Source organism: Paractinoplanes polyasparticus (genome assembly GCF_019710575.1).
Taxonomy (GTDB): domain Bacteria; phylum Actinomycetota; class Actinomycetes; order Mycobacteriales; family Micromonosporaceae; genus Actinoplanes; species Actinoplanes polyasparticus.
Map to the genome: position 1 here is coordinate 395,769 of NZ_JAHWFK010000007.1, position 23,072 is coordinate 418,840.

The window sequence follows — 23,072 nt, forward strand, 5'->3', positions numbered from 1 at the left end:
CGCCTGTGGATGACGGAATCGGTTTCGGGTGAGAACGACGTAGGGTCAGACCCCGGGTGGGAGGGGGCTAGGGATGGGCGGCGGCGGCATCAAGATCTCAGCGGCGATCCCACCCGGTGCAGGGTGCCGTCTGGATCCACGTAAGTGAATTCGCGCAAGCCCCAGGGGGTGTCGCGTGGTGGGCTGAGCCGGCCTTCGGCGCCGGCCCATTCGGCATGCACGGCATCGGCGTCGGACACGTACAGGTAGACGGAGGATGCCGTGCGGGCCGGGTCGTGCTCGTCCCACTCGGTGAGGTGGATCGACACGTCGCCGCGGTCGACGAAGCCGTACCGCTGCGGCCCTTCCCAGGCCTGCGCCGTGAACCCGAGCATCCGGTAGCGGGCCAGGGCCGCGTCCAGGTCCTTCACCGGGACGATCGGTACCACCCGCTTGAACGTAATCTCCTCAGCCATGCCGGTCAGCGTAGGGCGGAGGCGGCAGCCGGGGCGCCCAGCGTGATGTCGTGGTCGGCGTGGTCGCCGGTCAGCTCGACCCGGGTCGCCACCGGGGCGTGACCGCTGGCGGCGACCGTGTAGACGCCGGGTGGCAGGTCGCGCAGCTCGTACCGTCCATCGTGGTCGGTGGTGGCGGCGCCGGCCACGCGGCCCGTGCGGTCCACCGCCACCACCGACGCCTCGGGGATGGGATGACCCGACCCCGCGGCCCGCACGTTGCCGGTGACCGTGCCGCCCACGGCCAGGGCCAGGTCGACCGGGCCGGGCTCGTTGGGGGAGACCGTGCGGGACGCCGGGCGGGCGTGGTCCGCGGTGGCGGTCAGCATGTATTCGGGGCCGTCCAGGCCGGGCAGCTGATAGCGGCCGTCGGGGCCGGCGGTGGTGGTCGCCACGACCTCGCCGCGCGGGTCGGTCAGGGTCAGCGTCGCGCCGGGCAGGCCGCGGCCGGCCCGGTCGGTCACCCGGCCGGTGATCTGGCCGGCGCCGGCCAGCGACAGCACCCGCCGGATCTCGCCGGCGGCCACGTTGATCACGGCCGCGGCCGGCTGGTGGCGGTCGGCCGCACAGATCAGCAGGAACGAGCCGCCGGCGTGCAGCACCATGCGGTAGGAGCCGTCGTCGCCGGTCACGGCGCGGGCCAGTTGCTGCCCGCCGAAGTCGGTTATCGTCAGCGTCGCCCCGGGCAGTGGCAGGCCGCCGGGCCCGTCGATGCGGCCGCGGACGACGGCCTCGCCGAGGGCGGTGGCGGGCTCGTCGGTCAGCTGGGCAGTGTCCATCTTGGGCGTCCGTTCGAGGCTGGGCCCGGTGTCGAACAGCCGGGCGGGATCGGCGTCAAGGTCGGCCCGGGGCGCCGGCCCGGTCGAGGGTCGTTCACTTATCGACCAACGACGCATCCCTGCCCGAAGTTGCCGTCCGGACCGGAACGACGGAGGCCGCGCACCCAGCGGGTGCGCGGCCTCATGACGGATGAACGGTTCGGGGACTACTCGGGCACCCGGCGGTAGGCGCCGTCGCTGGCGCTGGTGGCCATCGACGCGTACGCGCGCAGGGCCGCCGACACCGGGCGCTGCCGGTCGACCGGGGTGAACGGCTTGGCCCGCCGCTCCTCCTCGTGCCGGCGCTGGGCCAGCTCCTCGTCGCTGACGTTGAGCGTGATGCTGCGGCCCGGGATGTCGATGGTGATCTCGTCGCCCGTCTGGACCAGCGCGATCAGGCCACCCGAGGCCGCCTCGGGCGAGACGTGGCCGATCGAGAGCCCGCTGGTGCCGCCCGAGAATCGCCCGTCGGTGATCAGCGCGCACGCCTTGCCGAGCCCGCGGCCCTTGAGGAAGCTCGTCGGGTAGAGCATCTCCTGCATGCCGGGGCCGCCGCGCGGTCCCTCGTAGCGGATGACCACGACGTCGCCCTCGACCACCTCTTTGCCGAGGATGCCGTCGACCGCCGCGTCCTGCGACTCGAAGACGCGGGCCGGGCCGGTGAACTTCCAGATCGACTCGTCGACGCCGGCCGTCTTGACCACGCAGCCGTCCGGAGCCAGGTTGCCGAAGAGGATCGCCAGCCCGCCGTCGACCGTGTAAGCGTGGTCGACCGAGCGGATGCACCCCTTCTCGCCGTCGGTGTCGAGCGTCGCCCAGCGGTTCTCGGTGGAGAACGGCTGGGTGGTGCGCACGCCACCGGGGGCCGCGTGGAACAGCTCGAGGGCCGCCGCGGACGGTGAACCGCCGCGGATGTCCCACTCACTCAGCCACGACTCGAGGTCGGGCGAGTGCACGGAGCGGACGTTCGTCTTGAGCGCGCCGCCCCGGTGGAGCTCGCCCAGCAGTGCCGGGATGCCACCGGCGCGGTGCACGTCCTCCATGTGGTATTTCGGGCTGTTCGGGGCAACCTTCGACAAACACGGCACCCGGCGGGAGATCGCGTCGATGTCGGACACGCTGAAGTCGAGCTCGGCCTCGCGCGCGGCCGCCAGCAGGTGCAGCACGGTGTTGGTGGAGCCGCCCATCGCCACGTCGAGCGCGACCGCGTTCTCGAACGCGTCGCGGCCGGCAATGCTGCGCGGCAGCACCGACTCGTCGTCGTTCTCGTAGTACTGCTTGGCGATGCCGACGATCAGCTCGCCGGCCTTCTCGAACAGGGCCTTGCGGGACGCGTGCGTGGCCAGCGTCGAGCCGTTGCCCGGCAGGGCCAGCCCGATCGCCTCGGTCAGGCAGTTCATCGAGTTGGCGGTGAACATGCCCGAGCAGGAGCCGCAGGTCGGGCAGGCCGAGCGCTCGATCGTGTCGAGCTGGGCGTCGGTCACCTTCTCGTTGGCCGAGGCGCTCATCGCGTCGACCAGGTCGAGCTTCTCGTGCACGATGCCCTCGATGGCGACCGTCTTGCCGGCCTCCATGGGGCCGCCCGAGACGAAGACCGTCGGGATGTTGAGCCGCAGGGCGGCGATCAGCATGCCGGGAGTGATCTTGTCGCAGTTCGAGATGCAGACCAGGGCGTCGGCGCAGTGCGCGTTCACCATGTATTCGACCGCGTCGGCGATCAGCTCGCGGCTGGGCAGCGAATAGAGCATGCCGCCGTGGCCCATCGCGATGCCGTCGTCGACCGCGATCGTGTTGAACTCGCGTCCGACGCCGCCGGCCTGGGCGATCGACTCGGCGACCAGGCCACCCATGTCCTTGAGGTGCACGTGACCCGGTACGAACTGGGTATAGCTGTTGGCAATCGCCACGATGGGCTTGCCGAAGTCGTCGTCGGTCATCCCGGTGGCGCGCCACAAGGCACGCGCGCCGGCCATGGTCCGACCGTGGGTCGAGGTCCGGGAACGCAGGTCAGGCATCCCCTCAGTGTGCCACCGCCGACGGTAAGGACCGCCAATTCCGTCCACAGGCCGGGACGGGGTCCCTCTTCGGCCCCGTTTCGCCGGTGGCCGGATCGGAATGCCGTAGGGCTCGTTAAATAGATCGCCATCGGGCAGAGTGTTCCCGTGCAGTCACCGTCCGGCATGGAGCTGGCCGGGCTCGCGAGCCTTCTGGTCGCGGTCCCGGCGGTCGCTCTGCTGGGAAATTCCGGCCGTCGTCACACCGGCGCCGCCCGCCGGGCCCACCTCGTGCTCGCGGCCGGCGGCGCGATCGCCACCGGGGCTGCCCTGGCCGGCATGCTGAGTGTGCTGATCACCACGGCCGAGCCGCCGCGCATGGCGCTGGGCACGGCGGTCGCGGCCGGCACCGCCATCGGCGTCCTCATCCTGCTTATCGGCACGGCCATGCTGCCGGGCGCGGCCGAGAACCCCGGGGCGGCGCTGCGTCACCTGCTCGACGGGCTGGTCATCGCCGCGGCGATCTGGTTCGTGGGCTGGGTGCTGATCGCCGAGCCCACCCGCGTCCTGGGCGACGCGACGCCGGTGGCCTGCCCCTCCATGCTGATCCCGACCGGCCTGGCCGTGATCTCGCTCGGCCTCACCATCGTGCTGGCACTGCACGCTCACCGGCCCCGCCTGACCACGGTCCGGGTCGCCGGCGGGGTGACCCTCGTCTCGGCGGCCGCCGTCGCCCTGGCCGGTGGCATCTGCCAGGACAGCGACGGCACGATCCTGACCGGGGCGCTGCTGCTGCCGACCGGCCTGTTCGTCGTCGCGCGGGCGGTGAAGGTGGCCGACCGCCCGGTGACGGTCGTGGGCGACGTCACCGACCGCGGCACCGGCTACGCCATCGTCCCGATGGTCGCCATGGTCACCGCGCTCGGCTATCACCTCGCCCGGGGCGGCAGCTTTGAGCTGTACGGCTTCCTGGGCGCCGCCGTCGAAGGCCTCGCCCTGGTCGGCCGCCAGTATCTGGCCCTGCGCGACGTGCGGCGCTACACGCTCGAGCTGCGCTCCCGTGAGGCGCACTTCCGCGAGCTGGCCCACACCGACCCGCTGACCGGCCTGGCCAACCGCCGCGGCCTGCAGCGGGCGCTGCGCGAGAGCGCCGAGTCGCGGGTGCTCGTCGGCATCGACCTCGACGGCTTCAAGACGGTCAACGACATGCGCGGCCACGACGTGGGCGACGCGGTGCTCAAAGAGGTGGGCGAGCGGCTGCGGCGCAACCTGCTCGAGGGTGACGTCGCCGCGCGGCTGGGCGGCGACGAGTTCGCGATCCTCATGCGCGGCACGGCCGACGAGGCGATGCTCACCGCGCACCGGCTGCTGGCCGTGCTGGGCGAGCCGTACGAGGTCGACGGCGGTTCCATGTTTCTGTCGGCCAGCCTGGGCGTGGCCAACACCGGCCCCGACCCGGCGGACACCGGCGACATCATCCGCGACGCCGACCTCGCGCTGCGCTACGCGAAGCTGCGCGGCAAGAACAGGGTCGAGCGTTACCAGCAGCGGTACGACGAGCTGCTGCGTCGCCGGGGCACGCTCGAGGCCGAGCTGCGGCACGCGATCGACCGCGAGCAGCTGCGCCTGGTCTTCCAGCCGGTGGTGGCGCTGCCCTCGATGCGTCCGGTCGGCGCCGAGGCGCTGCTGCGCTGGACCCATCCCACGCTGGGGGCGGTACGGCCCGACGAGTTCATTCCGGTCGCCGAGGAGTCCGGGCTGATCAACCGGATCGGCGCCTGGGTGCTCGAACAGGCCTGCATCCAGCTCGCCGAGTGGCTGTCGCGGGGGCACGACGTCTGGGTCTCGGTCAACCTGTCGCCCAAGGAGCTGCACTCCACCGACTACGCGGGCCAGGTGGCCGACGTGCTGGACCGGCACGGCGTCCCGCCGCAGCGGCTGGTGCTCGAGGTGACCGAGCACGCCGTCGCCACCGACATGGAAGAGCTGATCAGCCGCCTCGCCGAGCTGCGGGCGACCGGTGTCCGCATCGCGCTCGACGACTTCGGCGCGGGCTATTCGTCGCTCGGCCAGCTGCGCACGCTCCCGGTCGACATCCTCAAGATCGACCACGCCCTGGTGGCCGAGCCCGAGTCCCGTACGGGCACGGCCGCGCCGCTGGTCGACGTGGTGGTGCGGCTGGGCCACCGGCTCGGGCTCGAGGTGCTGGCCGAGGGCATCGGCACCCCGGCCCAGCGGGCCGTGGTCGAGGAGGCCGGCTGCCGGCTGGGCCAGGGCTCGTTGTTCGGCTGGGGCGTGCCCGCCGAGCACCTCGAGGCGCAGCTGCGCACCCTGCGGCCGAACACCACCCGCCCGGTGCAGGCGCCGCGCTCGGCGCCGCCCGCCGACGCCGCTCCGCGCAGCCAGGTGGTCATGCTGGGACCGGGCATGCGCCAGCTCAGGGCCCTGCTGCCGAGCGATCCGGGCTTCGTCGCTCCCACCGTCGAGGGAGGCCAGTGATCAAAATGTGGGATCAGTTGACTCACCGCGTGAGATGCGGCAAGGTGGGCAGCATGTGCTTCGCGTCCCGAGTACTTATGTGAGCGCACTCCAGTCCTCCTGAGCCGGCCAGGCTCGTTGAAGGCAGAGTGCGCCAGGTCCCGTGCTTCCGGCACGAGGGCCTTTTTTGTTGCTCAAGTACCGGCATCGCCCAACCCGAAAAGGTATGAAGTGCCATGACGAGACCCACTCCCGAGACCCTCGCCCACCGAGCCAACCCGGCCACTGTCGCGGCCGCTGCCCAGGCCCCGGCCGTAGTCTCTCCGGTCCCCACCACGGGCGCCGGCGCGCTCGTGCGGTCGCTCGAGGCGCTCGGTGTCGAGGTCGCGTTCGGCATCCCCGGCGGCACGATCCTGCCGGCGTACGACCCGCTGTTCGATTCGAAGGTGCGCCACATCCTGGTCCGGCACGAGCAGGGCGCCGGCCACGCCGCCACCGGCTACGCGCAGGCCACCGGCAAGGTCGGCGTCTGCATCGCGACCAGCGGGCCGGGCGCGACCAACCTGGTCACCGCGATCGCCGACGCCTACATGGACTCGGTGCCGATCGTCGCCATCACCGGCCAGGTCTCCCGGCCGGCGATCGGCACGGACGCCTTCCAGGAGGCGGACATCCAGGGCATCACGCTCCCGATCACCAAGCACAACTTCCTGGTGCAGACGCCCGAGGAACTGCCCCGGGTGCTCGCCGAGGCGTTCCACCTGGCCTCCACCGGCCGGCCCGGCCCGGTCCTGGTCGACATCCCGAAGGACGTGCAGCAGGCGCCGACCACCTTCTCGTGGCCGCCCGTTCTCGACCTGCCCGGCTACCGGCCGACCCTGCACCCGCACGGCAAGCAGATCCGCGAGGCGGCCCGCCTGATCGCCGCGGCCAAGCGCCCGGTGCTCTACGTCGGCGGCGGCGTCCTCAAGGCCGGCGCCACCGACGGGCTGCGCAAGCTGGCCGAGACGACCGGCATCCCGGTCGTCACCACGCTGATGGCGCTGGGCGCGTTCCCCGACTCGCACCCGCAGCACCTGGGCATGCCCGGCATGCACGGCACCGTCCCGGCGGTCTACGCGCTGCAGAAGTCCGACCTGTTGATCACGCTGGGCGCGCGCTTCGACGACCGGGTCACCGGTCAGCTCGACTCGTTCGCGCCGGACGCCAAGGTCGTGCACGCCGACATCGACCCGGCCGAGATCGGCAAGAACCGGCACGCCGACGTCCCGATCGTGGGCGACGCCCGGCACGTGATCGACGAGCTGATCGCCGCCGTGTCCGCCTCGGCCGAGGGCATCGGGCAGTACGAGCCGTGGTGGGCCACGCTCAACGAGCTGCGCGAGCGCTACCCGCTGGGCTACGAGGAGCCGACCGACGGCAGCCTGGCCCCGCAGTACGTGATCGAGCGGATCGGCGAGCTGGTCGGCCCGGACGCCATCTACTGCGCCGGCGTGGGTCAGCACCAGATGTGGGCCTCGCAGTTCATCAAGTACGAGAAGCCGGGCACGTGGCTCAACTCGGGCGGCGCCGGCACCATGGGCTACGCCGTCCCGGCCGCGATGGGCGCCAAGGTGGGCCGGCCCGACACCGCGGTGTGGGCGATCGACGGCGACGGCTGCTTCCAGATGACCAACCAGGAGCTGGCGACCTGCGCCCTGGAGGGCATCCCGGTCAAGATCGCCATCATCAACAACGGCAATCTGGGCATGGTGCGGCAGTGGCAGACCCTGTTCTATCAGGGCCGCTACTCCAACACCGAGCTGGGCACGCACAAGCACCGCATCCCCGACTTCGTGAAGCTCGCCGAGGCGCTCGGCTGCGTCGGCCTGCGGTGCGAGTCGAAGGACGACGTCGACAAGATCATCAAGCAGGCCATGGAGATCAACGACACCCCGGTGGTCATCGACTTCACGGTCGGCAAGGACGCCATGGTGTGGCCCATGGTCGCCGCCGGCACGAGCAACGACGAGATCATGTTCGCCCGGGACGTGCGTCCCGAATTCGAAGAGGATGACCTCTAGTCATGGCCGCCTGCACCGAGCTGCAGCTAGCTGCACCAGACAACGGCCTGGCACGCGAGGGCCAGAAGGACATGACAATGGAGGCGCAGTGAACAAGCACACGCTGTCGGTGCTGGTCGAGAACAAGCCGAGTGTGCTCGCTCGCGTGAGTGGTTTGTTCTCCCGGCGCGGCTTCAACATCGACTCGCTGGCGGTGGGCGAGACGGAGAACCCGGACGTCTCCCGCATCACGATCGTGGTCAACGCCGACTCCTCACCCCTGGAGCAGGTGACCAAGCAGCTCAACAAGCTGGTGAACGTCCTGAAGATCGTCGAGCTGGACCCGCAGCAGTCGGTTCAGCGCGAGCTCCTGCTGGTCAAGGTGCGTGCCGATCGTGCGCAGCGCAGCCAGGTCCTCGAGACGGTCGAGCTGTTCCGGGCGAAGGTGATCGACGTCGCTCCGGACACCCTCACGATCGAGGCGACGGGTAACCCCGACAAGCTTGACGCGTTGCTGCGCGACCTCGAGCCGTACGGCATCAAAGAGATGGTCCAGTCGGGCCTCGTGGCCATCGGCCGCGGTTCTCGCTCCATCACGACCGGCCCGGCGCTTCGCGCCGCCTGAGAACGCCTGAGAAAGGTACGTAATGACCGCGGAAGTTTTCTACGACGACGACGCCGACCTGAGCATCATCCAGGGCAAGAAGGTCGCCGTGATCGGGTACGGCAGCCAGGGTCACGCGCACTCGCTGTCGCTGCGTGACTCGGGCGTCGAGGTGGTCGTGGGCCTGAAGGAGGGCTCGAAGAGCCGGGCCAAGGCCGAGGAGCAGGGCCTCGAGGTCAAGACCCCGGCCGAGGCGTCGGCCTGGGCCGACGTGATCATGCTGCTGGCGCCGGACACCGCCCAGCGCAAGATCTACAACGAGTCGATCGCGCCCAACCTGACGGCGGGCAAGGCCCTCTTCTTCGGCCACGGCCTCAACATCCGGTTCGAGCTCATCAAGCCGCCGGCCGACGTGACCGTGGCCATGGTGGCCCCGAAGGGCCCGGGTCACCTCGTGCGCCGTCAGTACGTGGACGGCAAGGGCGTCCCGTGTCTGGTCGCCGTCGAGCAGGACCCGACCGGCGAGGGCCTCGCGCTCGCCCTCTCGTACGCGAAGGCGATCGGTGGCGCCCGGGCCGGCGTCATCAAGACCACCTTCAAGGAGGAGACCGAGACCGACCTGTTCGGCGAGCAGGCCGTGCTCTGCGGCGGCACCGCGGCGCTCGTGCAGACCGGTTTCGAGGTGCTCACCGAGGCGGGCTACGCCCCCGAGATCGCGTACTTCGAGTGCCTCCACGAGCTCAAGCTGATCGTCGACCTGATGTACGAGGGCGGCATCTCCCGCATGCGCTACAGCGTGTCGGACACCGCCGAGTTCGGTGACTACGTCAGCGGCCCGCGGGTCATCAACGCCGAGACCAAGGCCGAGATGAAGCGGATCCTGGCCGACATCCAGTCCGGCGAGTTCACCCGCCAGCTGATCGAGGACGACGACAACGGCGGCCCGCTGCTGGCCAAGTACCGCGAGCAGGGCGCCCAGCACCCGATCGAGGTCACCGGCCGCAAGCTGCGCGACATGATGAGCTGGGTCGACCGCCCGATCACCGAAACTGCGTGATTTTCTCCCGGCCCGCTTTCCCCGGCTTCCACGGCGGGAAAAGCGGGCCGAGTGCTATTCGGAAACATTGGCGTTACGTGCCATTTACCTGGGGCGTTTCCGAAATGGAATTGTGCGCTGTTCGGGTGCTTGCCACTGGCGTCCGGCAGGTATCTTCGCGAGATGCGACTGGCTGATTCCTTCCGGAGCGAGCGCTTCGGTGCGGTTCGGATTCATGAACTTCAGCGGGTGATCGAGCTGGACTCCGGCCTGTCCGCCGGGGCCGGCAGCCGGGTCGTGCCGGCCGAGGCGCTGCATGACATCGAATCGCAAATGGTCATTGTCGTTCCGTGTATGAATGAGACACGGACCGTCATCGAGGGCGTTCTTTCGGGGATTCCGCACGACTGCCTCATCGTGCTGGTGTCGAACAGCGACCGCAATCCGGTCGACCGCTACGAGATCGAGGCGCAGACCGTCGAGCAGTTCTGCCGGCTGGCCGGGCGTTCCGCGATCACCGTGCATCAGAAGGACCCCGGTGTCGCGGCCGCGTTCAAGGCGGCCGGCATGCCCGACCTGATCGACGACGCCGGCCTGGTCCGCAGCGGCAAGGGCGAGGCCATGCTGATCGGCATGGCGCTGGCCGCGATGACCGGCCGTCGCTACATCGGCTACGTGGACGCCGACAACTACGTGCCCGGCTCCGTCCACGAATACTGCAAGGTCTACGCGGCCGGGCTGCACCTGGCCGGCTCGCCGTACTCCATGGTCCGCATCTCGTGGCACTCGAAGCCCAAGCTGCGTGACAACCGGCTCTTCTTCAGCCGCAAGGGCCGCAGCTCGCAGATCACCAACGAGTGGCTCAACCGCTTCCTGGCCGAGTACTCCGACTTCGGCACCGAGGTGATCGCCACCGGCAACGCCGGCGAGCACGCGATGACCCTCGACCTGGGCCTCAAGCTGCGCCTGGCCGGCGGGTTCGCGGTCGAGCCGTACGAGTACATGGACCTGTTCGAGCAGTTCGGCGGCGTCCTCGAAAGCACCGACCCCGAGGTGATGGCCAGCTCGGTGCCGGTGCTGCAGATCGAGACCCGCAACCCGCACTTCCACGACAACAAGGGTGAGGAACACGTGCAGGGCATGCGGATGCAGGCCCTCAACGTCCTCTACCACTCGCCGGTGACGCTGCCCGCGGTGCGGCAGGCGATCGTCGAGTTCATGGTGCAGCAGGGCGCGCTCGAGGTGGGCCAGGAGCCGCCGCGCGAACGGGTCTATCCGCCGGTCGGCACGCTCGACCTCGACCTGCTGTACGACGCGCTCGACGCCGAGGCGCTCAGCTTCCGGCAGCCCGACGGGCTCGCGCTGGCCGGTCAGCCGCCGGCGCCACCCATCGACCGGGCGACGATCCCGACTCGCTGAGGGAGTGACGCCGACCCCGGGGACGCATACGATCGCATCGATCCCTAGCGATCCCGGGAGGGTGCCGCGTGCCGTCTGTCGTCCTGATCGCCGAGGAGCTCGCCCCTTCCGCCATCGACGTTCTCGCCGGCGACTACGACGTCCGCCAGGTCGACGGCACCGACCGCCCGGCGCTGCTGGCCCAGGTGGCCGAGGCCGACGCGCTGATCGTGCGCAGCGCCACCCTGGTCGACGCCGAGGTGCTGACGGCCGGGTCGGGCCTGCGGGTGGTGGCCCGGGCCGGCGTGGGTCTCGACAACGTCGACATCGCCGCCGCGACCGCCCGCGGTGTCCTGGTGGTCAACGCGCCGACCAGCAACATCGTGTCGGCCGCCGAGCAGGCGATCGCGTTGCTGCTGGCGGTGGCCCGGCACACGGCGACGGCCTCGGCGTCGCTCAAGGGCGGCCGGTGGCAGCGCTCGCGCTTCGTCGGCGTCGAGGTGCAGGGCAAGACGGTCGGCGTGGTCGGGCTGGGCCGCATCGGCGTGCTGTTCGCCCAGCGCATGGCCGCCTTCGGCACCCGGCTGATCGCGTACGACCCGTACGTGCAGCCCGCGCGGGCGGCTCAGCTGGGCGTACGCCTGGTGGGCCTGGAGGAGCTGCTGCGGGAATCCGACTTCATCTCGGTTCACCTTCCGCGTACGCCCGAGACGGTGGGCCTGATCGGCGAGAAGGAGCTGGGGCTGGTCCGGCCCGGTGTGCGCATCGTCAACGCGGCTCGTGGCGGACTGATCGACGAGGCGGCGCTGGCCGTGGCCCTGCGCGAGGGACGGGTGGCCGGCGCCGGGCTCGACGTGTACGTCACCGAGCCGATGACCCAGTCGCCGCTGTTCGACTTCGACAACGTCGTGGTGACCCCGCATCTCGGCGCGTCCACAGCCGAGGCGCAGGACAAGGCGGGTCTCTCGGTGGCCCGCAGCGTCAAGCTGGCGCTCGACGGCGAGTTCGTGCCGGACGCGGTCAACGTGCAGGCCGGCGGCGTGGTCGACGAGGACGTGCGACCGCTGCTGACGCTGGCCGAGAAGCTGGGCAAGGTGTTCACCGCGGTGGCCGGGCACGTGGCGGCGAACGTCGCGGTCGAGGTGCGCGGCGAGATCGTCTCGCACGACGTCGGTGTGCTGCGGCTGGCCACCACCAAGGGGCTCTTCGCCTCGGTGGTCGACGAGCGGGTCACGTACGTCAACGCCCCTCAGCTGGCGGCCGACCGCGGGGTCGAGGTCGACCTGGTGGTCAGCGACGAGCCGATCGAGCACCACAACCTGGTGACCGTGCGCGGGGCTCTGCCCGACGGCCGGTCGGTGAGCGTGGCCGGCACGGTGGCCGTGCACGGCGCCCGCGAGACGGCCAAGCTGACCGGCCTCGACGACTTCGACCTCGATCTCAACGCCGACGGGGTGCTGCTGTTCTTCCGCTACAGCGACCGGCCGGGCGTCGTCGGCGCCATCGGCACCGTGCTGGGCGAGGCCGGTGTCAACATCGCCGCCATGCAGGTGGCCCGGCGCGAGGCCGGTGGCGAGGCGCTGATGACCCTCACCGTCGACTCCTCGATCGGCGCCGACCTGCTCTCGACCGCTGCCGCCGCGATCGGCGCCGAAAGAGGCAGCGTCGCCGACCTGCGGATCAGCGGGCCTTGATCGTCGGCAGGCAGATCGGTAGAGGCAGCGTCGCCGACCTGCGGATCAGCGGGCCTTGACGGGCGGCGGGTACACCGTTCCGTCCTGCAGGTCGAGCAGGTCGAGGTTGAGCTCGCCGGCCAGCCGCTCGATCGTCTCGAGCACCTCGTCCGGGCAGTTCTCGTCGAGCCGCATCTGGATGTGGTCGGCCGCGGCGTGCAGCGGGGCGTGCGCCCAGGGCGAGCCGGGGGCCGTGGCGCGCGGGCCACGGTCGGGATAGTCGCTGGTCAGGGCGTCATAGAAGGCGACGACGCGCGGATCGGCCGGGCGCTGCGGGTGCTCACCGCGGGCGCACCGCGCGTTGGCGGCCCGCACGGTGTCCGGCCGGTCCGTCTTGTCCATGGCCCACACCACGAGGTCGAAACTCACCGGCGCATGGTGCCATGTGAGCCGGAACATCCGCGCCGACACGCGGGGGATGTGTCTTGCGCGTCTTTAGTCCGCATCGCTAGCGTTGTCCCCGCCGCGCGGACAGCCGGTGGGCTCTTCTTCGGGTGACGAGTCTGCCTTCGTCCGGGCGGGCGAAGTATTCCGGCGGGACCGAGCCACGCGTCTTCGTCGCAACAGCCCCCGTGACCGTTTGCCGCGGTCCCGGGGGCTGTTCGCGTCAACCAAGCCGCGGCCGCCGAACTTAACGTTCACTAGGTGGGACCGCTGTACCGAAGATCGGGACCGAAGCGCTAGTGTCGTTCCGTCGGATCTGACTTGAGGAGCTTGACGTGGGCGTGGCGCGTATCGCGGTGGTGGCCGGCGACGGCATCGGTACCGAGGTGACCGCGCAGGCTCAAAAGGTGATCGAGGCAGTCCTCCCGGATTCCGAGTTCAACGACTACGACCTCGGCGCCCGCTTCTACAACCGCACCGGCGAGGTGCTGCCCCAGGCCATTCAGGACGAACTGGCCCGCCACGACGCCATCCTGCTCGGCGCCATCGGCGACCCCAGCGTTCCGCCGGGCGTCCTCGAGCGGGGGCTGCTGCTCAAGCTGCGGTTCGACTTCGACCAGTACGTGAACCTGCGCCCCTCGAAGCTCTGGCCCGGCACCACCAGCCCGCTCGCCGGCGTCAAGCCCGGCGAGATCGACATGGTCGTGGTGCGCGAGGGCGTCGAGGGTCTCTACGTCGGCGCCGGCGGCGTCCTGCACAAGGACACCCCCGCCGAGATCGCGACGGAAGAGAGCCTGAACACCCGGCACGGCGTCGAGCGGGTCATCCGCGACGCGTTCGCCCGGGCCCAGCGCCGCGACCGCCGTCATCTGACGATGGTGCACAAGACGAACGTGCTGACCAAGGCCGGCGGCCTGTGGGCGCGCACGTTCGCCGCCGTCGCGGCCGAGTTCCCCGAGGTCACGACGGAATACCAGCACATCGACGCGGCCAGCATGTTCATGGTCAGCAACCCCCAGCGGTACGACGTGGTCGTGACCGACAACCTCTTCGGTGACATCCTCACCGACATCGCCGCTGCCGTTACCGGCGGCATCGGCATGGCGGCCAGCGGCTCCGTCAACCCGGAGCGCAAATACCCGTCGACGTTCGAGCCGGTGCACGGCTCCGCGCCCGACATCGCCGGTCAGGGCATCGCCGACCCGGCGGCCGCCATCCTTTCCGCTTCGCTGCTGCTCGAGCACCTGGGCCACCACGACGAGGCCCGCCGAGTATCCGAGGCGGTCGCGGCCGAGGTCGCGTCCCGCACGACGGGCGCGCCGCTGCGTACCGCCGAAGTCGGCGACCGCATCGCCGCCGCGCTGTAAACAACAGCGTCGGGGGCCGTCAGGGTCGTCGTCGAAGTGAGAGACGGGCTGCGGCGCAGCCCGGCCCCACGTCGACACGGGCCCTCCACCCGGTTCGGTCTGGGGATTGAACGACCGTTCGGGTAAGTTCATGAAGCACTACGGGTGCTTCCGCATGCCCTCATTCGTCTTGTCAGAAAGCAGGTCCACTTGTCATGAGCGGTGGTGACAACCTCGAGTTCGAGATCCGTCCGAACCCGGCACCCGTGGGCGACGCGGAGCGCGCAGCTCTGCTGGCCAACCCCGGCTTCGGCCGCATCTTCACCGACCACATGGTCACGATCCGGTACGCCGACGGTAAGGGCTGGTACGAGCCTCGCGTCGAGGCACGTGCGCCGATCCCGATGGACCCGGCGTCGGCCGTGCTGCACTACGCGCAAGAGATCTTCGAGGGTCTGAAGGCCTACACGCTGCCCGACGGCGGCGTCGCGATGTTCCGCCCGGACGCCAACGCGGCCCGGTTCGCCCAGTCGGCGCAGCGGATGGCCATGCCGCCGTTGCCGGTCGAGATGTTCCTGCAGTCGCTGCACGAGATCATCGAGATCGACCGGTCCTGGCTCCCGACGAGCGACGAGGGCAGCCTCTACCTGCGTCCCTTCGCGTACGCGAGCGAGGTCTTCCTGGGCGTGCGGCCCTCGATGGAATACCTCTACCTGGTCATCGCGTCCCCGGTCGGGCCGTACTTCTCGGGCGGCGTCAAGCCGGTCTCGGTGTGGGTCACCCCCGACTACACGCGGGCCGCACCCGGCGGCACCGGCGCGGCCAAGTGCGGCGGCAACTACGCGGCCGGTCTGTCGGCGCAGGCCGAGGCGATCGAGAACGGCTGCGACCAGGTCGTCTACCTCGACGCGATCGAGCGCAAGTACATCGACGAACTCGGCGGCATGAACGTGTTCTTCGTGCTCGACGACGGCAGCCTGGTGACACCGCCGCTGACCGGCACGATCCTGCCCGGCATCACCCGCGACTCGGTGATCAAGCTGGCCGAGCGGGCCGGCCGCAAGGTCGAAGAGCGTCCGGTGAGCCTCGACGAGTGGCGCACCGGGTCCGCGTCCGGCCGCATCCGCGAGGCTTTCGCCTGCGGCACCGCGGCCGTCATCACCCCGATCGGCAAGGTCAGGAGCGCCGCCGACGAGTTCGTCATCGCCGACGGCGGCACCGGCGAGGTCACGGCCGAGCTGCGCAAGCAGTTGGTCGACATCCAGCGTGGCCGCGCCGACGACCCGTTCGGCTGGGTTCACCGCGTGCTCTAACCCTCGCGGATGGCCGTCACGAACTCGTCGATCATCCTGTCCTGCTGGGCGAGCGACGCGTCCGAGAGCCGCAAGGTGCGGTCGCCCACGGTCATCTCGATCATGCGCGCCGCCGGGGTGCGACCCACCCACGAGCGCAGCGCGGTCATCATCTGGGTCAGCGACTCGGCCGACCCGCCGAGCGACACCAGGAGCGCGCCCATGGCGGCCACGTCGACCGCCGCCGAGCCGGGCGGCGGCACACCGGCCCGTACCGGTTCCACGGCGTCCACCTCGAGCTGCAACAGCTCCGAGCGGACGCCGTGGATCAGGTAGTCGAGCCGCTCCGCGTCGGCCCCGCCCTCAGCAATCCCGATCAGCATCTGCATGAGCTCCAGCATGCAGTCTGCATGGGCCCACCCGGAACCGGCTGACGGATGGCCGACTGGGGTCACTCCAGCAGGTGACCCCGCATCGTGGCGATCTCGGCGTCGGTGAGGCCGATCTCGCGGGCGTAATCGTCGATCGAGCCGTGCCGGGCGCGCAGGTCGTCGAGGAACGTCAGCATGGCGGCGGGCGGGGAGTCCCACATGTGCTGCTTGCCCAGCACGGCCGACGGGTGCTTCTCGAGCAGGTGGGCGGTCAGCGGGGCCATGGCGTTGGTGGTCAGGGCGTAGTCGGCCGCGATGTCCTGGTCGGACACCCCGAGCAGGGCCAGCGTCAGGGCGCAGACCGTGCCCGTGCGGTCCTTGCCGGCCATGCAGTGCACGATGACCGGCGCCTGATCGGGGTCGGCGATGATGCGCAGCGAGGCCAGGATCGCCGCCCGGCCGTCCTCGGCGAAGTTGAGGTAGCGGTCGGCCAGCCAGCGCTCGTGCACCACGTCGTCGGAGTGGCCGACCTCCTCCCAGTCGACGTGATTCAGCACGAGGTTGCGGTAGTCGAGGCCGTAATGCTCGGCCACCCGCCCGTACTTCTCGATCTCATGCGGACGGCGCAGGTCGATCACCGTGCGCACGCCCAGGGCCCGGAAAGCGGATGCGTCAGCCTCGCCCAGCCGGTGCAGCGCGTCGGCGCGGAAGACCCGCCGCCAGCGGACCGTGCGGCCGTCGAGGCCGCTGTAGCCGCCGACGTCACGGAAGTTGTAGGTAGCCGAGAAACCGAGATTCCGGGGATGTTGTTCGACAGCCACGCAGCCAACGTAACCGTCCGGGTCGATTTCCGCTGTGACGTGATCTTTCCCGGCGGGCACCCCGATCGGGGGATCGCATCCCAGCTAGTGGATTCCTGGTCTCAAACCGCCGAGCGCGTGGCACACTTCGGAACGTGACCCACTCCGTGCTGATTATTCGCACCTAGCGCGCCGGCTGACTCCACGCCGACGCGCAGACCTCCCGCATCCGCGGGGGGTCTTTTTGTTGGGTCAAAACTTCTTGAAGGGACGCGCCATGGAGTACCAGGTCTTCGACACCACGCTTCGCGACGGCGGGCAGCGGGAGGGGATCAGCTACTCGGTCGCCGACAAGCTGGCGGTCGCGAAGCTGCTGGACGAGTTCGGCGTGGGCTTCATCGAGGGCGGGTGGCCCGGCGCGATGCCCAAGGACACCGAGTTCTTCGCGCGGGCCCGCACCGAGCTCGACCTGAAGAACGCGGTGCTGGTCGCGTTCGGCGCCACCCGCAAGGCCGGCGTCGACGTAGCCACCGACCCGCAGGTGCAGGCCCTGCTCGACGCCGGGACGCCGGTCGTCTGCGTGGTCGCCAAGAGCGACATCCGGCACGTCGAGCGGGCGCTGCGCACCACCGGCGACGAGAACCTGGCCATGGTCCGCGACACCGTGCGGCACCTGGTCGCCAACGGCCGCCGGGCCTTCGTCGACTGCGAGCACTTCTTCGACGGGTTCCGCTACGACCCCGCGTACACGGCCTCGGTGGTCAAGACCGCGATCGACGCCGGCGCCGAGCGGGTGGTCATGTGCGACACCAACGGCGGCATGCTCCCCTCGATGATCACGAAGGCGGTCAACGAGGTCGTCGAGCGCACCGGCGTCCCCGCCGACCAGCTCGGCATCCACTGCCAGAACGACACCTCGTGCGCCGTGGCCAACACGATCGCCGCCGTCGAGGCGGGGGTCAAACACTTCCAGTGCACCGCCAACGGCTACGGCGAGCGGCCCGGCAACGCCGACCTGTTCGCCGTCGTCAGCAACCTGCAACTCAAGCTCGGGCTGCCTCTCCTACCGGAGGGCTGCCTGGAGAAGGCGACGCGGGTGTCGACCGCGCTCGCCGAGATCGCCAACATCGCCCCCGACACCCACCAGGCCTACGTCGGGGCCGCTGCCTTCGCCCACAAGGCGGGGTTGCACGCGAGCGCGATCAAGGTGGATCCGCTGCTCTACAACCACGTCGACCCGTCGGTGGTAGGCAACGACATGCGGATCCTGGTGACCGAGATGGCCGGCCGGGCCAGCATCGAGCTCAAGAGCCGCGAGCTCGGGATCGACCTGGCCGGCCATCCGGACACGCTCAGCACGGTCACCCAGCGGGTCAAGGACCTGGAGGCCGACGGCTGGTCGTTCGAGGCCGCCGACGCCTCGTTCGAGCTGCTGGTGCGGGACCAGCTGCTCGACGGCAAGCTGGCCCGCCCGTTCAGCCTCGAGTCGTACCGCGTGCAGGTCGAGCACCGTGAGGACGGCGCGGTCGTCTCCGAGGCGACGGTCAAGGTCCGCGTACGCGGGGAGAGGGTCATCGCCACGGCCGAGGGCAACGGGCCGGTCAACGCGCTCGACGAGGCCCTGCGCACCGCCCTGACCCAGCACTACCCGCAGCTGAAGAACTTCGAGCTGACCGACTTCAAGGTGCGCATCCTCGAAGGCAGCCACGGCACCAACGCGATCACCCGCGTGCTGCTCGAGACCGGCGACGGCGAGCGCGACTGGACCACGGTCGGCGTGCACGAGAACATCGTCGAGGCCAGCTGGGTAGCCCTGGTCGACGCGCTGACCTACGGCCTCGCGGAGTGACCGACTGCACCGGAGCGAGCGGAGCGGACGTAGGGCCAGAAGGCCACGACCTGGACGGCACAGCGTGACCCGGATCTTCAGCGGCTCCACCTTCGAGGACCAGATCGGGTACGCCCGGGCGGTGGTGGCCGGAGACCAGGTGTACGTCTCCGGCACCACCGGCTTCGACTACTCGGCGATGACCATCCCCGAGGGCGTGGTCGAGCAGGCCGAGCAGTGCCTGCGCAACATCGAGGCGGCCCTGCACGAGGCCGGCTGCACCCTGGCCGACGTCGTGCGGGTGCGTTACCTGCTGCCCGACCGCGCCGACTTCGAGCCGTGCTGGCCCGTGCTGCGCCGGGCCTTCGGCGAGGTCCGCCCGGCCGCCACCATGATGGTGTGCGGCCTGGCCGACCCACGGATGCGCATCGAGATCGAGGTCGACGCTAGGGTTTCGCCTCGTCGCTGAGCATCGCGACGGCCACGGCGACCGGCATCGGCTCCAGCCGGCGGCCGTCGCGATGCCGCAGGGCGACCAGACCGTCCGGCGCCTCGCGGCGGCCGATCATTCCGGCGTACGGAATCCGGCGCTCGGCGGCCGACCGGATGCGGGCGCCGATCGAGCCCTCGCGCAGCACCTCGATCCGGAGCCCGGCCTCGATCGCGGCCCGTGCCAGCGCGTCCGCCGCCCCGTCCTGCGACTCCGAGACCGGCAGCACGGCGAGCTGCACCGGGGCGTACCAGAGCGGGAAGGCGCCCTCGTGCACCTCGATCAGATGCGCGAACAACCGCTCCATCGACCCGGCCAGGCTGCGGTGGATCATCACCGGGCGCGACCGGCCGCCGGACGCGTCGGCGTACTCCAGCTCGAACGCGGCCGGCTGGTGGTAGTCGATCTGGATGGTGGCCAGGGTCCACTCGCGTCCGGCCGGATCGGCCATCTGTACATCGATCTTGGGCCCGTAGAAGGCTGCTTCGCCCGGCGCCTCGACAAACTCGAAGCCGTCCAGGGCCTCGCGCAGCAGTCGCTCCGCCTTCTGCCAGCTCTCGTCGGACCCGCCGTACTTCTGCCCCTCGCCCCGTAGCGAGAGCTGGTAGGACGAGGGTTCGATGCCGAGCGCCCGATGCGCTTCCCGCATGAGCCGCAGCACCTCGGCGACCTCCGCGCCGGCCTGCGACTCGGCGCAGAAGATGTGGGCGTCGTTGAGCTGGATGGCCCGCACCCGCGACAAGCCGCCGAGCACCCCCGACCGCTCGGAGCGGAACATCGGCCCCAGCTCGGCCAGGCGCAACGGCAGCTCGCGGTACGAGCGCCCGCGCGACTTGTAGATGAGCGCGTGGTGCGGGCAGATGCTGGGCCGCAGCACCAGTTCGTCCCCGCCCATCGGCATCGGCGGGAACATGTCCTCGGCGAAATTGCGCCAGTGTCCCGACAACTCGAAGAGCTGCCGTTTGCCGAGCGCCGGCGAATACACGTGCTGATACCCGTGGCGGCGCTCGAGATCGTGGAGGTAGGACTCGACCGCGTGCCGGGCCGCGGCGCCGCCGGGCAGCCAGAACGGCAGCCCGGCCCCGATCAGCGGGTCGGAGTCGAAGAGGTCGAGCTCGCGCCCGAGTTTGCGGTGGTCGATGTGCATCGGAGTCTCCCTGAAAATGGGGACGAGACGTCCGGGCACACGGAACGGCCCCGGGCATCCCGCCCGGGGCCGTTTCTGCGCTGTGGTCAGGTCAGCGCGAACGCACGCCGGGAAGGCCCGGCGTCGTCGTGCACAGCTGACTGAAGCTCATGGAATGCAAGGGTAGGCCGCCCTGCTCGTACCGGCATCCGATTTAACCGGGGGCGGTTCAGTCGTCGGCGAGGCGCTGGAAGAGCACGTGGTCGCGCCAGGCGCCGGCTATCCACAGGTAGCGCGGCGCCAGACCGTACCGGTGGAACTTGTTGTTCTCGAGGACCCGCTGGGAGCCCGTGTTGTGGACGAGCGTGCCCGCCTCGACCCGGTGCAGGCCGAGCTCGCCGAACGCCAGATCCACGATCCGGGCGACCGCCGCGGTGGCCACGCCCCGCCCGTTCGCCTCTTGGGCCACCCAGTAGCCGAGCGAGGCCGACAGAAACGGTCCGCGGGCGATGTTCGTGAGCGCTATCCGGCCGAGGATGCGGCCGCCCTCGACGATCGCGTGCGGCAACGCGGAGCCGGCTTCGTGGTGCCGCAGCAGGTCGGTCAGCACGCGCCGCTGGCCCGCCTCGGTGAAGTACTCGTCGGAGCGGTCGGGTTCCCAGGGGGCCAGGAATTCGCGGTTGGCCCGCAGCTGCCCGGCCATCTCGGCCGCATCGCCGACGGTCAGCAGGCGAGTGGTGACCGTCATCCGGCGGCCGGGACGGTCAGGCCGGCGATGATCGCGCGGTGGTCGCTGCGGGGGATCGGGTGCACGCTGACCTCCCGTACGCCGATCCGCTCGTCCACCAGCACGTGGTCGATCGTCACGGGCGGGATCGCGTCGCCGTCGTACGGACCCCAGGTGCCGATCAGGCCCTTGCCGGTCGCGTCGGCGGCGTCGCGGTAGCCGCGCGAGATCAGCTCGCGCATCGGTGCGTGGTCGAGCGTGGCGTTGAAGTCGCCGAGCAGGATGCGTGGCGTCCCGCCCTGGTCGGCGCGCGGCTCGGCCAGCAGATCCTTGCGCCACTGGCGCAGCACCGAGCGGGCGTACGGGGCCAGCGGGTGCGCCGATTCCACGACGACCGGCCCGGCCCCGGGCACCTCGACGGTCGCGTACGCCTGCATGAAGCCGCCGCCGTTGCGCTCCGCCCCGGGCGACGTGATCGGGTGGCGCGAGTAGAGCCCGGAGCCGTCGGCCTTCGGCTCGTCGGCGAGGGACGAGTACGGCAGCAACGCGCCCAGCCCGGCCTGGGCCAGCGCCTCTTTGCCCTCGGTCGTGAACTCCTGCACGGCCAGCACGTCGATGTCGTGCTCGCTGACCAGCTTGACGATGACGGCCGCGTCGGCGCCCCCGAACAGCATGTTCGAGGTCATGACGTTGAGCTGCACGCCGAGTTCCGGGCCCTGGTCGCGGCTCGGGATCGCGCGGGGCAGCACAGCCGAGGCCAGCAGGATGGCGACCACCACGGCCACCGCGCCCACGGTCCACCGGCGGGTGGCCAGGGCCAGGATCGCCGGCGCCCAGGCGGCCGCCGCGACGTACGGCGTGAAAGCGAACAACTGGACCAGCAGGCCCCGTTCCCAGCCACCGAGGCGGATCGCCGCCCAGACCAGGAACGGCAGGATGAACAGCCAGAACAGCACAGTCAGCGCGGCCTTTCGTCGTCGTCGGGGGCGGCCGTCCTCGCGACCGGCGCTCGGCGCGCTGATGATCGTCATGGCGGCGAGGCTAGCGACCCCACGCCATTCCCACTATGACGCGGACGGAAGCGTGACTGTCGCGACAACGGCCCGGTGGTCGCTGCCGGCCACGCTGTGCACCTCGCTGTCCCGTACGCCGATGCGCTTGTCGACCAGCACGTGGTCGAGCGTCACGGGCGGGATCGGCAGGCCTGCGTACGGACCCCAGGTGCCGGTCAGGCCCTTGCCGGTCGCCGCGGCGGCGTCGCGGTAGCCGTGCCCGATCAGCTCGCGCAGCGGCTGGTGATCGAGGGTGGAGTTGAAGTCGCCGAGCAGCATCCGGGGCACGCCGCCCTGATCGGGGCGGGGCATCGACTCGAGGTCACCGCGCCAGGCGTCCTCGGCCCGCAGCGTGTACGGCGCCAGCGGGTGGGCCGACTCGACGAAGACCGGGCCCGCCCCGGGCGCCTGGATCGTCGCGTACGCCTGCAGGTTGCCGTCCTGGAGGCCGCCGCCGTCGCCGCGCCGCGACGCCTGACCCGTCATCGGGAACCGGGAGTAGAGCCCCGACCCGGTGGTGGCGATCTCGTCGGCCAGCGCGTGATGGGGGAGCAGCGCGTCGATGCCGGCCGCCCGCAACCCGGCCGCCGACTCGGGCGTGAACTCCTGCACGGCCAGGATCGCGACGTCGTTCTCGCGCACCAGCCGCACCACCGCCGCCGGGTCGGCCGCGCCGATGAACATGTTGACGGTCATGACGGTCACCGGAACGCCCGTCACCGGCCCCATGTCGCGGTCGGGTAAGGCCCGGGGCAGCACGGCGGCGGCGAACATCACGCCGGCCACGGCCGCGAGGGCCGCGACCAGCCACTTGCGGCTCACCAGGGCGGCCAGTAGGGGCACGAGCGACCACACCGCCGCGTACGGGGTGAAGGCCATCAGCTGCACCAGCGGGCCCTGTTCCCAGCCCAGCAGCCGGACCGCCGCCCACGCGAGGCCCGGCAGGGTCAGCAGCAGAAGAAGCGCGGTGCGCCTCACCCGCCGGCCCGGCCGGACCTCGGACGGCGTCGTGGTGATCGTCATGGCGGCAAAGCTATCGGTCCCACCTTGCCGCTCTCT

The 23,072-nt window shown here is 70.6% G+C and carries 20 protein-coding genes; 10 read left to right on the forward strand and 10 right to left on the reverse strand.

All coding sequences use genetic code 11. The features are described from left to right. Window positions 1-89 precede the first annotated feature (89 nt). From KXC43_RS11230 to ilvD, 3 genes are all read right to left on the reverse strand, one after another. Entirely contained in the window at window positions 90-455 is a 366-nt protein-coding gene (locus KXC43_RS11230) for a bleomycin resistance protein (protein ID WP_221375920.1), read from the reverse strand. Window positions 456-460: 5 nt separating this feature from the next. Beyond that, window positions 461-1,273 (reverse strand): MSCRAMM family protein, encoded by an 813-nt coding sequence (locus KXC43_RS11235; protein ID WP_255643828.1) that lies wholly within the window; start codon window positions 1,271-1,273, stop codon window positions 461-463. Between the two features lie 206 nt (window positions 1,274-1,479). Continuing rightward, window positions 1,480-3,327 (reverse strand): dihydroxy-acid dehydratase, encoded by a 1,848-nt coding sequence (gene ilvD / locus KXC43_RS11240; protein WP_221375922.1) that lies wholly within the window; start codon window positions 3,325-3,327, stop codon window positions 1,480-1,482. Window positions 3,328-3,474: 147 nt separating this feature from the next. Between ilvD and KXC43_RS11245 the strand changes: the two genes are divergently transcribed. From KXC43_RS11245 to serA, 6 genes are all read left to right on the forward strand, one after another. After that, window positions 3,475-5,805, forward strand: a complete 2,331-nt coding sequence (locus tag KXC43_RS11245) for a putative bifunctional diguanylate cyclase/phosphodiesterase (protein ID WP_308129039.1) — start codon at window positions 3,475-3,477, stop codon at window positions 5,803-5,805. Between the two features lie 215 nt (window positions 5,806-6,020). After that, on the forward strand, window positions 6,021-7,847 hold the full coding sequence (locus KXC43_RS11250; protein WP_221375923.1) for an acetolactate synthase large subunit: 1,827 nt from the start codon (window positions 6,021-6,023) through the stop codon (window positions 7,845-7,847). An 88-nt stretch (window positions 7,848-7,935) separates the two neighbouring features. Further along, complete coding sequence (gene ilvN / locus KXC43_RS11255; protein WP_221375924.1) at window positions 7,936-8,451, forward strand: acetolactate synthase small subunit; 516 nt, start codon at window positions 7,936-7,938, stop codon at window positions 8,449-8,451. A 22-nt stretch (window positions 8,452-8,473) separates the two neighbouring features. Continuing rightward, window positions 8,474-9,487, forward strand: a complete 1,014-nt coding sequence (ilvC, locus tag KXC43_RS11260; RefSeq protein WP_221375925.1) for a ketol-acid reductoisomerase — start codon at window positions 8,474-8,476, stop codon at window positions 9,485-9,487. Window positions 9,488-9,649: 162 nt separating this feature from the next. Continuing rightward, on the forward strand, window positions 9,650-10,885 hold the full coding sequence (mpgS, locus tag KXC43_RS11265) for a mannosyl-3-phosphoglycerate synthase (protein WP_221375926.1): 1,236 nt from the start codon (window positions 9,650-9,652) through the stop codon (window positions 10,883-10,885). A gap of 68 nt (window positions 10,886-10,953) precedes the next feature. Beyond that, window positions 10,954-12,558: a phosphoglycerate dehydrogenase gene (serA, locus tag KXC43_RS11270; protein WP_221375927.1), complete on the forward strand. Its 1,605-nt coding sequence runs from the start codon at window positions 10,954-10,956 to the stop codon at window positions 12,556-12,558. A 45-nt stretch (window positions 12,559-12,603) separates the two neighbouring features. On the opposite strand, the gene KXC43_RS11275 is transcribed toward serA, so the two are convergent. Next, window positions 12,604-12,966, reverse strand: a complete 363-nt coding sequence (locus tag KXC43_RS11275; protein WP_221375928.1) for a hypothetical protein — start codon at window positions 12,964-12,966, stop codon at window positions 12,604-12,606. A gap of 356 nt (window positions 12,967-13,322) precedes the next feature. On the opposite strand from KXC43_RS11275, the gene KXC43_RS11280 reads away from it, so the two are divergent. Further along, window positions 13,323-14,348 (forward strand): 3-isopropylmalate dehydrogenase, encoded by a 1,026-nt coding sequence (locus tag KXC43_RS11280; protein ID WP_221376032.1) that lies wholly within the window; start codon window positions 13,323-13,325, stop codon window positions 14,346-14,348. A gap of 194 nt (window positions 14,349-14,542) precedes the next feature. Beyond that, on the forward strand, window positions 14,543-15,640 hold the full coding sequence (locus KXC43_RS11285; protein ID WP_221375929.1) for a branched-chain amino acid aminotransferase: 1,098 nt from the start codon (window positions 14,543-14,545) through the stop codon (window positions 15,638-15,640). On the opposite strand, the gene KXC43_RS11290 is transcribed toward KXC43_RS11285, so the two are convergent. Both KXC43_RS11290 and KXC43_RS11295 read right to left on the reverse strand, forming a co-directional pair. Beyond that, window positions 15,637-16,008, reverse strand: a complete 372-nt coding sequence (locus KXC43_RS11290) for a hypothetical protein (protein ID WP_221375930.1) — start codon at window positions 16,006-16,008, stop codon at window positions 15,637-15,639. The two genes, KXC43_RS11285 and KXC43_RS11290, sit on opposite strands and share 4 nt — an antisense overlap. Before the next feature lie 62 nt (window positions 16,009-16,070). Further along, complete coding sequence (locus KXC43_RS11295; protein ID WP_221375931.1) at window positions 16,071-16,811, reverse strand: tyrosine-protein phosphatase; 741 nt, start codon at window positions 16,809-16,811, stop codon at window positions 16,071-16,073. A gap of 256 nt (window positions 16,812-17,067) precedes the next feature. Between KXC43_RS11295 and cimA the strand changes: the two genes are divergently transcribed. Together cimA and KXC43_RS11305 are read left to right on the forward strand one after the other, a co-directional pair. Then, the gene (gene cimA / locus KXC43_RS11300; RefSeq protein WP_221375932.1) at window positions 17,068-18,639 is read left to right on the forward strand and encodes a citramalate synthase; all 1,572 of its coding nucleotides are present in this window, start codon (window positions 17,068-17,070) and stop codon (window positions 18,637-18,639) included. A gap of 64 nt (window positions 18,640-18,703) precedes the next feature. Continuing rightward, the gene (locus KXC43_RS11305) at window positions 18,704-19,087 is read left to right on the forward strand and encodes a RidA family protein (protein WP_221375933.1); all 384 of its coding nucleotides are present in this window, start codon (window positions 18,704-18,706) and stop codon (window positions 19,085-19,087) included. On the opposite strand, the gene thrS is transcribed toward KXC43_RS11305, so the two are convergent. The 4 genes from thrS to KXC43_RS11325 form a co-directional block, all read right to left on the reverse strand. Beyond that, the gene (gene thrS / locus KXC43_RS11310; protein WP_221375934.1) at window positions 19,065-20,255 is read right to left on the reverse strand and encodes a threonine--tRNA ligase; all 1,191 of its coding nucleotides are present in this window, start codon (window positions 20,253-20,255) and stop codon (window positions 19,065-19,067) included. The two genes, KXC43_RS11305 and thrS, sit on opposite strands and share 23 nt — an antisense overlap. A gap of 208 nt (window positions 20,256-20,463) precedes the next feature. Beyond that, on the reverse strand, window positions 20,464-20,982 hold the full coding sequence (locus KXC43_RS11315) for a GNAT family N-acetyltransferase (RefSeq protein ID WP_221375935.1): 519 nt from the start codon (window positions 20,980-20,982) through the stop codon (window positions 20,464-20,466). After that, complete coding sequence (locus KXC43_RS11320; RefSeq protein ID WP_221375936.1) at window positions 20,979-21,992, reverse strand: endonuclease/exonuclease/phosphatase family protein; 1,014 nt, start codon at window positions 21,990-21,992, stop codon at window positions 20,979-20,981. The genes KXC43_RS11315 and KXC43_RS11320 overlap by 4 nt, the downstream gene beginning before the upstream one ends. Window positions 21,993-22,025: 33 nt before the next feature. After that, window positions 22,026-23,036, reverse strand: coding sequence for an endonuclease/exonuclease/phosphatase family protein (locus KXC43_RS11325; protein WP_221375937.1), 1,011 nt, complete (start codon window positions 23,034-23,036; stop codon window positions 22,026-22,028). Window positions 23,037-23,072: the final 36 nt, after the last annotated feature.

Bases quoted from the DNA above. Each gene is read 5' to 3' on its own strand.
- ilvD (WP_221375922.1), bottom strand. From the start codon at position 3,327: ATGCCTGACCTGCGTTCCCGGACCTCGACCCACGGTCGGACCATGGCC.
- KXC43_RS11285 (WP_221375929.1), top strand. From the start codon at position 14,543: ATGAGCGGTGGTGACAACCTCGAGTTCGAGATCCGTCCGAACCCGGCA.
- ilvC (WP_221375925.1), top strand. From the start codon at position 8,474: ATGACCGCGGAAGTTTTCTACGACGACGACGCCGACCTGAGCATCATC.
- KXC43_RS11235 (WP_255643828.1), bottom strand. From the start codon at position 1,273: ATGGACACTGCCCAGCTGACCGACGAGCCCGCCACCGCCCTCGGCGAG.
- KXC43_RS11320 (WP_221375936.1), bottom strand. From the start codon at position 21,992: ATGACGATCATCAGCGCGCCGAGCGCCGGTCGCGAGGACGGCCGCCCC.
- KXC43_RS11250 (WP_221375923.1), top strand. From the start codon at position 6,021: ATGACGAGACCCACTCCCGAGACCCTCGCCCACCGAGCCAACCCGGCC.
- thrS (WP_221375934.1), bottom strand. From the start codon at position 20,255: ATGCACATCGACCACCGCAAACTCGGGCGCGAGCTCGACCTCTTCGAC.
- KXC43_RS11325 (WP_221375937.1), bottom strand. From the start codon at position 23,036: ATGACGATCACCACGACGCCGTCCGAGGTCCGGCCGGGCCGGCGGGTG.
- cimA (WP_221375932.1), top strand. From the start codon at position 17,068: ATGGAGTACCAGGTCTTCGACACCACGCTTCGCGACGGCGGGCAGCGG.
- KXC43_RS11290 (WP_221375930.1), bottom strand. From the start codon at position 16,008: ATGCAGATGCTGATCGGGATTGCTGAGGGCGGGGCCGACGCGGAGCGG.
- KXC43_RS11315 (WP_221375935.1), bottom strand. From the start codon at position 20,982: ATGACGGTCACCACTCGCCTGCTGACCGTCGGCGATGCGGCCGAGATG.
- mpgS (WP_221375926.1), top strand. From the start codon at position 9,650: ATGCGACTGGCTGATTCCTTCCGGAGCGAGCGCTTCGGTGCGGTTCGG.
- KXC43_RS11230 (WP_221375920.1), bottom strand. From the start codon at position 455: ATGGCTGAGGAGATTACGTTCAAGCGGGTGGTACCGATCGTCCCGGTG.